The sequence below is a fragment of the Microbacterium sp. Cr-K32 genome, assembly GCF_000708345.1.
GTDB lineage: Bacteria > Actinomycetota > Actinomycetes > Actinomycetales > Microbacteriaceae > Microbacterium > Microbacterium maritypicum_A.
This window is the reverse complement of record NZ_JARD01000026.1, coordinates 1-14240: the sequence shown is the minus strand read 5'-3', so window position 1 is coordinate 14240 and position 14240 is coordinate 1. Positions and strand designations below refer to the sequence as shown.

The 14240-nt window shown below is 70.0% G+C and carries 11 protein-coding genes; 5 read left to right on the top strand and 6 right to left on the bottom strand.

The annotated features are described in order from the left end of the window. Nucleotides 1-63: 63 nt before the first annotated feature. Both GZ64_RS0112675 and GZ64_RS0112670 read right to left on the bottom strand, forming a co-directional pair. Nucleotides 64-1563: a L,D-transpeptidase family protein gene (locus GZ64_RS0112675; RefSeq protein ID WP_029266927.1), complete on the bottom strand. Its 1500-nt coding sequence runs from the start codon at nt 1561-1563 to the stop codon at nt 64-66. A gap of 98 nt (nt 1564-1661) precedes the next feature. Next, nucleotides 1662-2066 carry a RidA family protein gene (locus tag GZ64_RS0112670; RefSeq protein ID WP_021198847.1) on the bottom strand — a complete coding sequence of 135 codons (405 nt, stop codon included), beginning with the start codon at nt 2064-2066 and terminating at the stop codon, nt 1662-1664. Nucleotides 2067-2092: 26 nt separating this feature from the next. Between GZ64_RS0112670 and GZ64_RS0112665 the strand changes: the two genes are divergently transcribed. From GZ64_RS0112665 to nagB, 5 genes are all read left to right on the top strand, one after another. Further along, nucleotides 2093-3310, top strand: coding sequence for an alanine racemase (locus GZ64_RS0112665; protein ID WP_231479893.1), 1218 nt, complete (start codon nt 2093-2095; stop codon nt 3308-3310). Beyond that, nucleotides 3301-6627, top strand: coding sequence for a family 20 glycosylhydrolase (locus tag GZ64_RS19500; RefSeq protein ID WP_029266923.1), 3327 nt, complete (start codon nt 3301-3303; stop codon nt 6625-6627). The genes GZ64_RS0112665 and GZ64_RS19500 overlap by 10 nt, the downstream gene beginning before the upstream one ends. 79 nt (nt 6628-6706) lie before the next feature. Next, on the top strand, nt 6707-7894 hold the full coding sequence (locus GZ64_RS0112655) for an ROK family transcriptional regulator (protein ID WP_021198844.1): 1188 nt from the start codon (nt 6707-6709) through the stop codon (nt 7892-7894). Between the two features lie 43 nt (nt 7895-7937). Further along, nucleotides 7938-8903, top strand: a complete 966-nt coding sequence (locus GZ64_RS0112650) for an ROK family protein (RefSeq protein ID WP_021198843.1) — start codon at nt 7938-7940, stop codon at nt 8901-8903. Continuing rightward, nucleotides 8896-9675 (top strand): glucosamine-6-phosphate deaminase, encoded by a 780-nt coding sequence (gene nagB, locus GZ64_RS0112645; protein WP_021198842.1) that lies wholly within the window; start codon nt 8896-8898, stop codon nt 9673-9675. Before GZ64_RS0112650 ends, nagB begins: the two co-directional genes overlap by 8 nt. 28 nt (nt 9676-9703) lie before the next feature. On the opposite strand, the gene GZ64_RS0112640 is transcribed toward nagB, so the two are convergent. From GZ64_RS0112640 to GZ64_RS20270, 4 genes are read right to left on the bottom strand one after another with little or no spacing between them, the layout of a single operon-like run. Then, nucleotides 9704-10111, bottom strand: a complete 408-nt coding sequence (locus GZ64_RS0112640) for an NUDIX hydrolase (RefSeq protein WP_021198841.1) — start codon at nt 10109-10111, stop codon at nt 9704-9706. Beyond that, on the bottom strand, nt 10104-11468 hold the full coding sequence (locus GZ64_RS0112635; RefSeq protein ID WP_029259530.1) for an FAD-binding oxidoreductase: 1365 nt from the start codon (nt 11466-11468) through the stop codon (nt 10104-10106). The genes GZ64_RS0112640 and GZ64_RS0112635 overlap by 8 nt, the downstream gene beginning before the upstream one ends. A gap of 38 nt (nt 11469-11506) precedes the next feature. Next, nucleotides 11507-11878, bottom strand: coding sequence for a YrdB family protein (locus GZ64_RS0112630; RefSeq protein WP_021198839.1), 372 nt, complete (start codon nt 11876-11878; stop codon nt 11507-11509). 9 nt (nt 11879-11887) lie between these two features. Further along, on the bottom strand, nt 11888-13870 hold the full coding sequence (locus GZ64_RS20270; RefSeq protein WP_051668035.1) for a sigma-70 family RNA polymerase sigma factor: 1983 nt from the start codon (nt 13868-13870) through the stop codon (nt 11888-11890). Nucleotides 13871-14240 lie beyond the last annotated feature (370 nt).

The window sequence follows — 14240 nt, the reverse complement described above, 5'->3', positions numbered from 1 at the left end:
GATGTGGTCGTCGGCAGCGGGGGACGCGTCTGTCCCTCCACGTGCGCAGAGGGACAGCGCTCGTCAGTAGTGGACGGAGACCTCGAGGCCCTTCGGGGACCAGTCGTAGACGTACTTGGCGAGGTCGATCGGCAGGTTGACGCAACCGTGGCTCATCCGCTGGCCGAAGTTGTTGTGCCAGTAGGTGCCGTGGAAGCCGATGTTCGGGGCGAACCAGGTGATCCAGGGCACGTCCTTGGTGCAGTACGGGGCACCTTCGTAGCAGCCCATGTCCTGGATGCGGGTGTGCGCGAAGACCGTGAAGTTGCCGGTGGGCGTCAGCGTTCCGGGAAGGCCGGTCGACACGGCCCACGAGTTCACGACCACGTTGTTCTCGTAGAGAACGGCGCGCTGCGAGCTCAGGTTGATGTCGATGCGGCGGAACAGGCTCACCGTCTCGAACGGCGTCTCGGTGACCGAAAGCGCGAAGGCGCCGTTGCCGGCGGCGAGCTGGTCGGCGAACTTCTCTGCGATGCCGGAGGTGTCTCCGAGCGCTCGCCCCGCGACGCCCTCCTGCTCTGCGCGCAGCACGGTGCCGGCGGAGTTGACGATGTTGGTCGCATTGACCGGCGCGCGGTCGACGAGAGCGGGAAGACCGTCGACGGTCGCCTGGATCGCCTGCGGATCGGCGTCGATGCGCAGCTGACCGTCGTCGTCCGAGACCGTGAGCCAGGTGGCGACGACGGCGGGATCCACCGGTACGGTGCGCTCCTCGCCGACATAGAACCCGACGGTGGGGAGCATGGTGTTGAGAGCCGTGGCCGTGGCGGTGGCATCGTCGTCCGAGACGGCGGGCAGGGCCTCGGCGGCGTCGCCCGAGTACTCGAGCGTGGTACGGCCTTCGCCGACCGCCTCGGTGAAGGCGGCGTTGAGCGCGGTGAGGTCGATGCCGGTTCCGGTTTCGGCCGGGGTGATGACGAAGGTGCCGCTCGCGGCATCGAAGACGACACCCGCGTCCACGGGGTCGTCGAAGCTGGTCGGTACCGCGTCGCGCAGTGCGGTGGTCGCCTTCTCGGCGTCGAATGCGATCTCCGCCGGCACGGGCTCGCCCATCCACGCGCCGAGGTTCCACAGCGGGTGCTCGGCGAAGGCCTTGTCGGCGAGAGCGGTCGCGTCGACGGTGACGCCGAGGTCGGCGCCGGTCAGGACAGTGCCGTCTCCGTCTCCCGTGAGGGCGATCTCGGTCTCGGCCAGGTGGGAGTCGATCGCGTCTGCTGCGGCTCCGGGTGTCATCCATCCGACGGGAATTCCCGCGACCGTGGTGCCTGGGGCGATGAGGATCATGGATGCGGCGCCGGCGCCGAGTGCGACGACGCCCAGGCCCAGTCCGATCCAGAGGCCGAGGCGGCGCTTCTTGGGAGACGGCTCGATGGGCGCCCAGGCCAGAGGCTGGTCGCCTGTGGTCGGTGGAACGGTCTCGGTGGGAGCGTCCGTGGGAGTGAGCACTGCAGTGGGCGCGGAGTCATCTCCACGCGCCTCGGCTGCTGCGCCCGGCGCAGAAATCAGATCGGTCACGAACTTCACCCCCCGGTTCTCAAACGTGTCCTGACGTCCAATGGTACGGGATGGGAGGTAACGGGGAGGCAACGGTCCGTGATAACGTTCCTCCCCGCTTCGCCAGGTCAGTCGACGATGGCGATGCCGTCGATCTCGACCAGCATCTCCTCGCGCGGCAGGCCGGTGAAGACGGTGGTGCGCGAGGGCAGCACCCCGTTCGTGGTGTGCGCGGTCACGAACTCCCCGTAGGCGTCGTTCATGATCGGGAAGTCCTCGCGCTTGGTCAGGTAGACGCGCAGCATCACGACATCGTCGAACGTCGCGCCGGAGGCTTCGACGATCGCCTTCACGTTCTCGAGCGTGCGGGTGGTCTGGGCGGCCACGTCGCCGGGGAACAGGTACTCGTTCGTCGTCGGATCGACGGGCCCCTGACCGGACACCTGCACGAACGGGCCCTTGCGGATCCCCTGCGAGAACGTGTGGGCGGGGGCGGGGGCGGCATCGGTGGAAACGCGGATCTTCTCGGTCATGCCGTCAAGCCTAGTAGCATTGTTAGATGCCTCTACAAATTCCGGATCCCGTTCTCGGCGCCTGGACGAAGGGCTTCCCGGCGCATGCTGCGGGACTGCGTCTCGCCGAGGTGGCCGAGGCCGGCCTGCACCTCTCCGATCTGGTCACCCCGGTCCTGACGGTGCATGAGGGTGCCCTCGCGCACAACGAGGAGACCGTCTTCACCTGGGCGAAAGACCGTGGCGTGCTGCTCGCTCCACACGGCAAGACCACCATGGCGCCGGCCCTGTGGCAGCGGCTGCTCGACGCGGGCGCGTGGGGGATCTCGGTCGCGACGCCCTGGCAGGCCGAAGTGGCCGTGGATGCCGGCGTCTCGACCGTGCTCATCGCGAACGCCGTCACCGATCCCGCGGCGGTGCGCCGACTGGGATCCCTGCTCGGTGCGGACGACGGGCTGCGTGTGCTGTGCTGGGCCGACTCCCTCGACGGCGTCATGATCCTCGCGAACGGCATGCGCGATGCGTCGCGTCCGCTGGACGTGCTGGTCGAGCTGGGCGGCGCGCACGGTCGAACCGGCGCGCGCACGGTGGCGGAGGGGGAGTGCATCGCGCAGGCCATCGCCGCCGCCCCGGGACTGCGCCTCGCGGGCGTCACCGGATACGAGGGGCCGTTCGGGCCGGACCGCGGCGACACCTCCGTGGCCGCGGTCGACGCCTACCTGGAGACGCTCATCGAGCTGCACACGCGGCTGGAGTACCCGGACGACGTGCGCCCTGTGCTGAGCGCCGGCGGCAGTTCCTTCCCCGACCGGGCGGCGGCGGTGCTCGGGACGGTGGGCGCCGAGGCGGATGTCGTGCTGCGCTCCGGCGCGTTCCAGATCCACGACGACGGCTTCTACTCCCGTATGTCGCCCTTCGGGCCGCTCACCGGGACCGCACCGCTGCGTTCTGCGATGCACGCCTGGTCGCGCGTGGTGTCGCAGCCCGAGGACGGCCTCGCGCTGCTCGACGCCGGTCGTCGAGACGTGCCCTTCGATCTCGACCTGCCCGTTCCCCAGAGCGTCGCGGGTGCGATCACCGCGCTGAACGACCAGCACGCGTTCCTGAGCCTCGCGGATGACGCGAGGGTCGCCGTCGGCGATGTCGTGCGGCTGGGACTTTCACATCCCTGCACGGCGTTCGACAAATGGCGGGTGGTCGCGGTGATCGACGATCCGGACGCCGCCGACCCGCGGGTGATCGGAGCGGTGGCGACATGCTTCTGAGCGCGGAGAAGGCGGCCGCCGGCCTGGTCCGGGTCTATCGCGGAGCCACCGTCATCGACGGGACGGGCGCGCCGAGGTATGTCGCCGACGTCGCCGTGGAGGGAAAGAGGGTGGTGGCGATCATCCCCGAAGGGGCATCGGAGCCGGTGCTCGCGCTTCCCGACGGGGCTGTGGAGGTCGGAGCCGACGGCCTCGTGCTGGCCCCCGGATTCATCGACATGCATGCGCACAGCGAACTCGCCGTGTTGAGCGGCGCGGCGCACGACGCGAAGATCCGCCAGGGCGTCACGACCGAGGTGCTCGGTCAGGACGGCCTCGGGTACGCGCCCCTCGACGATGCGGCGGCCGCGGTCATCCCCGCGCAGATCGCCGGATGGAACGGCATGCCCGCCGAGGTGCCATGGCGGACGATGGACGATCTGCTCGCGGCGATCGACGCCGCAGCGGTCGCGAACGCCGCTGTCCTCGTACCGCAGGGGAACCTGCGGATGATGGTCGTCGGTCATGAGAACCGTCCGGCGACGTCGGCCGAGATGTCCGCCATGGCCGACCTCCTGGGCGAAGCGCTGGATGCGGGAGCGTTCGGGATGTCGAGCGGACTCACCTACACGCCGGGGATGTACGCCGACACCGCCGAGCTCGAGGCGCTGTGCCGCGTCGTCGCCGAACGCGGCGGCTACTGGGCGCCGCACACCCGCAGCTACGGGGGAGGGGCGCTCGAGGCGTACCGCGAAGCGCTCGACATCGGCCGTCGCACGGGATGCCCCGTGCATCTGACCCATGCCACCATGAACTTCGCTCCGAACCGGGGTCGCGCGCGTGACCTGCTGACTCTGGTCGACGAGGCGATCGCGGATGGCGTGGACGTCACGCTCGACACGTATCCCTATCTTCCCGGCGCCACCACCCTCTCCGCACTGCTGCCCAGCAGGCTCGCAGCCACCGGCGATCTGCTCGGTGCCATCGCCGGGCTCGACAGTGCCGGCCGAGAGGCCGTGCGCGTGGAGCTCGAGGAGGTCGGCTGCGACGGCTTCCACGGTGAGAAGGCCGATTGGACGCAGATCCAGATCTCCGGCACCGCCGATCCGGCCCTGGCCGATCTCGTCGGACGCACCATCGCCGAGATCTCCACCACGACCGGCCGCCGCGCCGTCGATGTGGTGCTCGACACGATCCTCGACGATGCCGGGGCCACCGGGATCCTGATGCACATCGGCGACGAGGAGAACGTCCGCGCGATCATGCGGCATCCGCGGCACGCGGGCGGAAGCGACGGGATCCTGATCGGCGCCCGGCCGCACCCGCGCGGGCGCGGCACATTCCCGCGATACCTCGGGCACTACGTGCGCGAACTCGGCATCCTCACCTGGGAGGAAGCCGTCCGTCACCTCTCCGGAACTCCGGCCAGGCGTCTGGGGCTCGATCGCGGCGATGCACCCCGTGGCATCGTCACGCAGGGTGCGACCGCGGATCTGGTGCTGTTCGATCCGGAGACCATCGCGGCGGGAGCGACCTTCGAGGCGCCTTTCGCCGCCCCGCAGGGCATCGTCGAGGTACTGGTCGACGGCGTACCGGTGGTGTCGGACGGTGACGTCACCGGACTCACTCCCGGCCGCGCGCTGCGGATGCCGCCGCCGCCGCACCGTGCAACGGTGCCGCGCGTCGATGCGCGTATCGATCCGGCCGCCCCGGGATTCCTGTGGACGGAACGGACGCCGATCCGCACCGCTTCCGGTATCACCGCTTCCGGTATCACCGCTTCCGGTACCACCGCTTCTGATCTCACCGCTTCTGATCTCCGCGCATCCGTGGCGCGCCTGGGCGGCGAGGGAGGCGACGGCGAACTCTCGCCGATCCGTCTGGTGATCGACGAGTCCCTCGGCGCGGATGCCGCCGTCGCCGGCCGCATCGGCGACGAGGCCTTCCGGGTGACCGTGAGCGCGTCCGGGATCGAGGTCAGGGGCGCGAGTCCCGTGGGCGTGTTCCGGGGCGCGACCACACTGCGACAGCTCCGGGACCCGGATGCCACGACGGCGCTGATCCCCGCGGGGGTCTGGCAAGGGGCGCCCGCGTACAGCTGGCGCGGAGCCATGCTCGACGTCGCCCGGCACTTCCGGAGCGTCGAGGAGGTCCGCCGGTTCATCGACCTTCTCGCCGACCATCACCTGAATGTCCTGCATCTGCACCTCACCGACGACCAGGGTTGGCGTTTCGAGGTGCCCGGCTTCCCCCGGCTCACCGAGGTGGGCGGGCGGCGGGAGGCGACACAGCTGGGACACGGTCCGTCGTCGACCGTCGTCCCCGGTGTGCACGAGGGGTTCTATACGACGGCGGAACTGCACGATCTGGTCGCTTACGCTCGCGAGCGATTCGTGACCCTCGTGCCGGAGGTGGAACTGCCGGGGCACATCCAGGCGGGCCTCGCCGCGTACCCCGAGCTCGGCAACCTCGACGTCGGGGAGCCGGCGCCCTCCGCCTGGGAGCGCTTCGGGGTGAACCCGCGCACCCTGGCGCCCACGGATGCCGCTCTGGCCTTCGGACGTGCGGCGATCGATGCGCTGTGCGATGCCTTCGATTCGGAGTGGATCGGGATCGGCGGCGACGAGGTGCCGGTCACCGAGTGGGCGCAGAGCGCAGCGGCCGGCGCGCGGATGCGTGAGCTCGGCCTCGCCACGCCGCATGACGTGCAGCCGTGGTTCACCGCGCACTTCGTGGCGCACGTGCGTTCCCGGGGGCGCACCGCGCTTGCCTGGGACGAGGTTCTCGAAGGGGATGTCCCCGAGGGGGTGCGCATCCTCGCCTGGCGCGGCCCGGCGGCGATGCGCGAGGCGCTGCGTCTCGGTATCGAGGTCGTGGCGTGCCCCGACCTCGAGGTCTATCTCGACTACCCGCAGTCGGAGTCCGAGGAGGAGCCGATCAGGGTCGGTCCGCCGCTCACGATCGAGCGCGCCTACACGCTGCGCGTCGTGGATGGCGCAGTGGGGGGACAGGCGAACGTGTGGAGCGAGCATCTGCCGACAGCGGATCGCGTCGACTTCGCGGTGTTCCCGCGTCTCTCGGCGATCGCCGAGAGACTCTGGGAAGGAGGCGACGCCGCACCGTATGCCGGCTTCGGACGCCGCCTGCCGACCCATCTGCGCCGGCTCGCCGCCGCCGGGGTGCGGTATCGTCCCCTTGACGGTCCGCAACCCGCTCAGCGCCGTCCCGGCGTGCCGGGGAAGCCGCTCACGATCGAGGCGCGGGAGCAGATCGTCGCGGGCCTGGTGGAGCGTCTCCTCGAGCGCTCGAACACGGTCGCCGAAGACGATCGAAAGTAATGTAACGTTTCGGTAACCCTGCTCGCGCGTCCGCGGGTAGAGGTTGCGCAAATTTTGTTCGTAAGGTCTACTAACAAACATGTCCGTTTCGGATGAACAGCGTTCCGCATCGCCGTCAGAGTACGTCGGTGCGAATGCGCACGCCTTCGGCCCCGGGCGCCACCTGCGCTCACGATCCAAGGTGCTGCCCGAGCACGCACGAGGGCACAACCGCGCCCTCGTGCTGCAGACGCTCTACCACGCCGGCGCGATGAGTCGTGCCGACCTCTCCCGGGAGACCGGACTCACCCGGGTCACCATCTCCGACCTGGTCGCAGAGTTCATCGCCGACGGCATCGTGATCGAGATGGGCGTCCGTGAGGCCGTCGGCCCCGGCAAGCCGCCGATCCTCATCGACATCGACCGCTTCGGGCATCAGATCGTCGGTCTCGACCTCTCCGGACCGGACGCCTTCACCGGTGCGGTGCTGAGTCTCGACGGAGATGTGCTCGAGCGGCGCGAGGTGGCCCGCCCCGCATCGCCCGACGGCGAGGCGGCCTATGCGGCACTGCGTGAGCTGGCGGACGCCCTCGTCGCCGCATCGACCCAGCCTCTGCTGGGTGTGGGAATCGGCACGCCCGGTGTGGTGCGTCCCGATGGCCTCGTCCTCAGCTCGCCCAACCTCGGCTGGACGAACTTCCCGCTCGAGGCGAAGCTCGGCGTCGACCTCGACCTTCCCGTCCTCGCCCGAAACGACGCCAACGCAGCGGTGCTCGCGGAGTACACCTTCGGTGACGCCAAGGCCGACTTCATGCTGATCAAGATCGGCAAGGGCGTCGGCGCCGGTCTCATCACCGGCAGCCAGCCTCTGCTCGGCAGCCGCTTCGCCGCAGGGGAGATCGGTCACGTCGTGGTCGGAACCGACGGCGGACCGCGCTGCGCGTGCGGCAAGGACGGCTGTCTCGAAGCGTGGCTCAGCGTGAGCCGCCTCGGCGCGGCGATCGCTGCGGACCCCGATGCGCGAGACGAGATCCTCCGTGATGCCGGAACGCGGATGGCCATCGCGGTCGCCCCGATCGTCGCGGCGCTCGATCTCTCCGAGGTCGTGCTCTCCGGACCGGCCGAGCTGCTCGACGGCATCCTGATCGACGCCGCCATCGAGACGCTGCACGCGCGGACCCTCGAGGGCGTCTTCGAGGATGTCGTGGTGCGGCTGACGCACCAGGAGGACATCGTCCTGCGAGGAGCCGCCGTCATGGTGCTCTCCGGACAGCTGGGAGTGTCGTGATCGTCGACGCCACCATCACCGTCACGGCAGGGAGCAGCATCCGATGATGGGTGCCGGCAGTGCCGACCGCTCCGGTCGGCCCATTCGAGTGGGCCTGGACGTCGGCGGTACGAAGATCGACGCGGTCGCCGTCGATCCGTCCGGAGACATCCGGGGGAGACTGCGCCGACCGACCGGCTGGGGTGACGACGCCGTCGTCGAGAGCATCGTCGCGGCGGTCACCGCCCTCGCCGTCGAGAGCGGATTCGCCCTCGACGACGTCGGATCCGTGGGGATCGGGATCCCCGGACTCGTCGACGCCGAGGCCGGCCGCGTGGATCACGCCGTCAACCTCGGGGTGGAGTCCCTGGACCTCGCTGCCACGGCCGAGCGTGCACTCGGTGTCCCCTTCCGGGTGGAGAACGACGTGAAGGCCGCGGCGCTCGGAGCCGCGGTGCTGAGCGGAGTCGCCGGGTCCATGGCCTACCTGAACCTCGGAACGGGCGTCGCCGCCGGAATCGTGATCGACGGGCGCATCTGGCGCGGCGCGCGGGGAACGGCCGGCGAGGTCGGTCACCTCTCGGTCGATCCGCGTGGACGACTGTGCGGCTGCGGACAGCACGGCTGCGTCGAGACCTTCTGCGGTGGGGGCGCGCTGGCCAAGGCGTGGGGTCGCCCCGGTGCGCTGCCGATCCGGGACATCTTCGACGCGGCGGACGCCGGCGATCCGCTGGCACTCTCCCTTCGCGACGACCTCTACCACGGAGCCGCAGCCGCCGTGCGGGTTCTCGTGCTCTCCGCCGACGTCGAGACGGTGGTCATCGGGGGAGGACTCACCGCTCTCGGAGACCGGCTCGAGAACGGCATCCGCGCCGCCCTGCACGCGGGCGCCGAGGCGTCACCGTTCATGCGGTCGCTCCGCCTGGATGAGAGAATCGAACTGCTCCCCGCGGGTTCTCCCGCCGCCGCATTCGGCGCCGCACTCGTCGGCGCTTCCATCACCGAGAAGGAGATCGTTCCCCATGGCTGAGGTCGTCATCGTCGAGAATGCCGAGGCTGCCGGTGCGTTGGTCGCCACCGAGATCGTGGAGCTGATCGCGCGTCGTGCGGATGCGGTCCTCGGCCTCGCCACCGGATCGACACCGCTGCCGGTGTACCAGGCGCTGCGCACGCAGCTCGCGGGTCACGACGTCTCGCAGGTGCGCGGCTTCGCCCTCGACGAGTACGTCGGGATCGACCCCGCGCACCCGGAGAGCTACCGCTCCGTCATCACCCGTGAGGTCGTCGAGCCGCTCGGCCTCGACCCGCAGCGCATCCATGTCCCCAACGGTGCGCAGGCGACGATCCAGCACGCGGGCGATGACTACGAGGCGGCCATCGATGCCGCCGGGGGCGTCGACCTGCAGATCCTCGGCATCGGCACGGACGGACACATCGGCTTCAACGAGCCCGGATCGTCGTTCGCGTCCCGCACTCGCGTGAAGACGCTCACGGAGCAGACGCGCGAAGACAACGCCCGCTTCTTCGACTCGATCGACGACGTTCCCATGCACTGCATCACCCAGGGGCTCGGAACGATCCTGAGGGCGCGTCACCTCGTGCTGCTCGCCTTCGGCGAGGGCAAGGCCGAGGCCGTCGCCGGAGCGGTCGAGGGACCGCTCACGGCTCTCCTGCCCGGTTCCGCGATCCAGCTGCACCCGCACGCCACGATCGTGGTCGACGAAGCCGCGGCGTCGCGCCTCGCACTCGCCGACTACTACCGCTACACGTTCGCCAACAAGCCCGCCTGGCAGGGCATCTGAGGCCTGCCCGAGCGCCGCGCCGGCGCGCTCAGCTCGCCGGCGCTGGCCAGGCGATCGGGAGCAGGTGCTCGACGCTCAGCGGCGCCAGCGGAAGCGTGGCGACGTCGGCCGGGGTGATCCACCGCAGCTCGGCGAGCTCTGCCTGAACACTCACCGCCCCGGGGTCGACGGAGGTCGCGAAAGCCTCTGCGACGACCCGGTGCCCCGGTTCGTTCGCTGCCGCGGAGACGAACGTGCCGAGAGGCTCGAGGTCGGCTTCGTCGAGGACCAGCCCGAGTTCCTCGTCGAGCTCGCGGATCAGCGTCTGCGCGGCGGACTCGCCGGCCTCGGGCTTGCCGCCCGGCTGCATGAACATGGTCGTGCCCTGCTTGCGGACGACCAGCACGCGTCCGGACTCATCGACGATCACCGCCGCGCTCACATGGATGTCAGGCATCGGAGGCGAACACCTTTCCGGGGTTGAGGATGCCGAGCGGATCGAACACGGCGGCGATCTGACGTTGGAGCTGCCATTGGTCGTCACCCAACTCCTCGGCGAGCCAGCGCCGTTTCAGGACTCCGATGCCGTGCTCGCCTGTCAGGGTGCCGCCGAGACGGATGGCGGCGCGGAAGAGCTCGTCTGCTGCCGCCCACACGTGCGGCGGCGTCTCCGTCCCCTCGAAGATGAAGTTCGGGTGCAGGTTGCCGTCGCCGGCATGGGCGACCGTCGGGATCACGATGCGGTACTCGCGCTCGATGCGCGCGATCTCGTCGAACATCGCCGGCATGGCGCTGCGCGGTACCGAGACGTCTTCGATCAGAGTCGTGCCCAGCGATGCCATCGCTGCGTGCATAGACCGTCGGACGGCGAGGAGGCGCTCGCCCTCGTCGCGGTCATGGGAGACGATCACCGCCCCCTCGTGATCGCGCAGGATCGCGGCGATCGTGTCCGCTTCGGCGGCAGCCGCCGGGCCGTCCGTCTGGATGGTCAGCTGGGCCGCGCCCTCCGGGGGAACAGCGAGCGCGAGGAGAGCATGCACGGCGGAGAGGCTCGCGGCATCCATCAGCTCCATGATCGCCGGCTGGACGCCGGCAGCGGTGACGGCGGCGGAGGCGGCGGCCGCGGTGCGTACGCCGGGGAAGGTCGCTGTGACGGTGCAGATCTCGCCGGGGACGAGCCGGCGCAGCTTCAGGGTGGCCCCGACGACGACTCCGAGCGTTCCTTCCGAGCCGACCATCAGTGCGGTGAGATCCAGTCCAGTGACGCCTTTGACGCTGCGGTGCCCGAGGTGCATCAGCCGCCCGTCCGCGAGCACCACGTCGACCCCGAGTACCGCGTCGCGCACGACGCCGTACTTGGCGCAGAGCAGACCGCCGGCGCCCGTGGCGATGTTGCCGCCGACGGTCGAGATGTCGCGACTGGCGGGGTCGGGCGCCCACCACAGCCCGTGCTCGGATAGTGCGGCGTTGAGGTCGGCGTTCAGGATTCCGGGCTCGACCACGGCGAGCAGATCATCGGGACGGATCTCGTTGATCGCTGTCATCCGGCGCAGCGACAGCACGATCTCGCCGGTTCCTGCGTTCGCGGCGCCCGCCAGCCCGGTTCCGGCGCCGCGGATCACGACCGGAGTGCGGGTGGCGGTGGCGATGCGCATGGTCTGCTGCACATGCTCGATCCGCTCCGCGTGGACGACGGCGAGTGGACGGCCCACTGCGGCATGACCGGAGCGGTCGGCCCTGGCCTGTTCGAGCGAGGCGTCGTCGGTGTCGACGAGCGCTCCGAGGGATTCCTGCAGGAGGGAGAGGGCGCTCACGATGGCGTGCTCACGACGGTGTGCTCACGAGAGAAGCCTCAGGACAGCGCGCGTCGGCCGCTGAGCACACCGGCGACCACCGCGACGAGGGCGAAGGCCGTGCCGATGAGCGCCTGGCCCATCGACCACCAGGCGATGGTGACTCCGACGTAGATCAGCAACTCGACGGCGGCGCGGAGGAAAGGGTGCACGCGCAGGACCGGACGCGGCGACAGGAACAGCGCCCAGATCAGGATCACGACGACGGGAGCTCCGACGCCGATGACGACGTTCCAGGGAAGATCCCAGCTCGCGAAGCCCCAGAGGGCGAGAGAGGCCACGGCGACGATGAGGACGACGGCGCGGACGATGTCGAGAGCGGTGATGACCGGGCGGTCGACGCCGGGGACAGGAGCGGGATCCGAGGACATGGATCCAGTCTATTCGGCGGCGGGGGCGTCCTCAGCCGGGGCAGCGGCGGCCTCGGTCAGAGGCGCAGGTGCGGGTTCGGTCGAGTCTGCGGGGACAGGCGTGGCCTCGACGGGCGTGGCCTCGACGGGCGCGGGCTCGACGGGTGCGGGGTCGACGGGTGCAGGTGCGGGAGCCGTCACAGGGTCGGCCACCGACGTCGGCTCGGACGCCGCAGGTGAGGTGGTCGACACATCGCTCGCGGTGTCCGGCGTCGCGGTGGCGGACACGATCGGAGCCTCCTCTTCCGGACCCTCGGGACGGTTGGGCTCGAGCTCGAGCAGTGTGGTGACCGTGGAGGGGCTGGTGCCCGACGCGAGGATGTAACGGAAGGTGACGGTTGTGATGTCCGCGTCGACGAACTGCCAGAAAGTCGGGCGGAGATCGATGACGCCGAAGCCGGACTCGTCGAGCAGGATGCTGTCACCGCCGCCGGTGCTGTCGTCGAGAAGGGCCTCGACCCTTTGACCGGCCATTCCGGTGATCGGAACGCTGTAGTGGACCTGGAGGCCGTTGAACCAAATGGTGGCGGTCTCCCACGCGGGAGCCTCCGTGGGGACACCCGGGTCGACCGGATCCACGGGGTCGACCGGGTCCACGGGGTCGACCGGGTCCACGGGTGGCACCGTGACCGGAGGGGGCGTGACGGGAGGGAGGGTGGCGGGAGGCGCGGCGGCGGCCGGACCCACCTCATCTGCTCCCGGCACCGGATCCACGGCCGGCGGCGCAGGAGGCTGCTCCGGTACGGTGACCGGCGGCTCGATGACGACGGGCTCGTCGAGGCTCAGCTTCTCGTCCGGTCCGACGTCCGCCGAGATCGACGACGGGTCCTCGTCCCCCGCGCTCGGAAGCGAGGTCGCCGGGTCGGCGCCGGCGAGTCCGGGAAGGATCGTGGCGGCAGCGACGACACCGGCGACCACCAGAGCGGCCGATCCCACACCGACGAGCGCGCCGATCCCGGTGAACACACCACCCGCGGATCCGGCACCGGCGGACGAGCCGGCAGTGCCTCCCGCCGAGCCGCCGGCCCCGCCACCGGAACCTGAACCACCGGTCGCAGCGAGGCCCGTCGCGGCGTGTGAAGCACCGGGGTCACCGGCGAAGACGGCTCCGGGAATGCTCGACGGCATGGCCGCCAGCGCGACGATCGGCGTGCCGGCGCCTTGCAGCGTGGCGAGGTAGCCGGCGGCGCCGGTGACGCCGAGGACGAGAGGCAGGAGCACCAGGGCGAGACGCTTGGAGACATCTTTCGCCTCGGCCGCGACGATCATGCATCGAGCGCACTCATCGAGGTGCAGCTCGAGCCGCTTGTGGTCGCGCGTGCTGAGGTTGCCACGTGAGTAGGCGCCCAGGTGCTCGATGGTCCACTGGCACTCGGAGCCGTCTTCGGCGCTGCGCAGATGCGCCTGGATCCAGGCTTCGCGCAGACCCTCGCGGGCGCGGAAGGCCAACTGCGACACGGCGCCGGCCTTCATCCCGAGGAGAGGGCCGACCTCCTGCGGCTTCATCTGCTCGATCTCGGTGTACCAGAGCACCTCCTGCCAGCGGGAGGGAAGACTGCGGAAAGCCTGCGCGGTGAGGCTGCGGTCGAGTGCCTCGCTCGCAGCCTGATCGGTGGTGTCGGGGTCGGCGACGGTGTCGAGTTCATCGATCGCGGTCTCGCGGCGGGCGCGTCCCCAGCCTGCCGCCGTGTTGCGGATGCTCGTGAACAAGTAGGCGCGGAAGGATCCGTTCGGCCCGCCCCCTTTGATGATCGCCTGATAGATGCGCGTGTACGACTCCTGCACGAGGTCATCGGGGTCGATCGACGAGGTGACCGAGCGGGCCACGGAGAGACCCGACGGGTAGTGTCGTCGCCAGAGTTCACCGAACGCCTCCGTGTCGCCCGAACGGGTGCGGAGGATCAGGTCGGCGTCGCCGATCGCTTCGTCGTGTGTCGTGTTCTCTTCGTGCACAATCATCCATCTGTCGCCGGGCGCAGGTGCGCCTCCACGGGAAGAGACGCATGAGAGCGCCTCTCATCACGCGACTTCTCCATTCTCTCGCGAATCTCCCAGGGAAGCCACCCTTTCCCGGAACTCCAAGGCGATGCCCGGGTTCGCCAGAGGTGCCGCCGGAGCCGGATGTCGGGGGTCCCCGAAACTCGTACGAAGGAATTTCGAGAAGTCGCGTAATGAATCGGGAGGAGCGTCGTCTCATCCCATAGAGACAGCCGTGAGGATCCCACCGGGGGGCGGGATCCAGGCACTGGTGCGGGGGGCATTCGCACTGGTCGGGCAGGTCGGGATCCTCGGGGGAGGAGAACCCGGCCGCCCGTCTCACGAG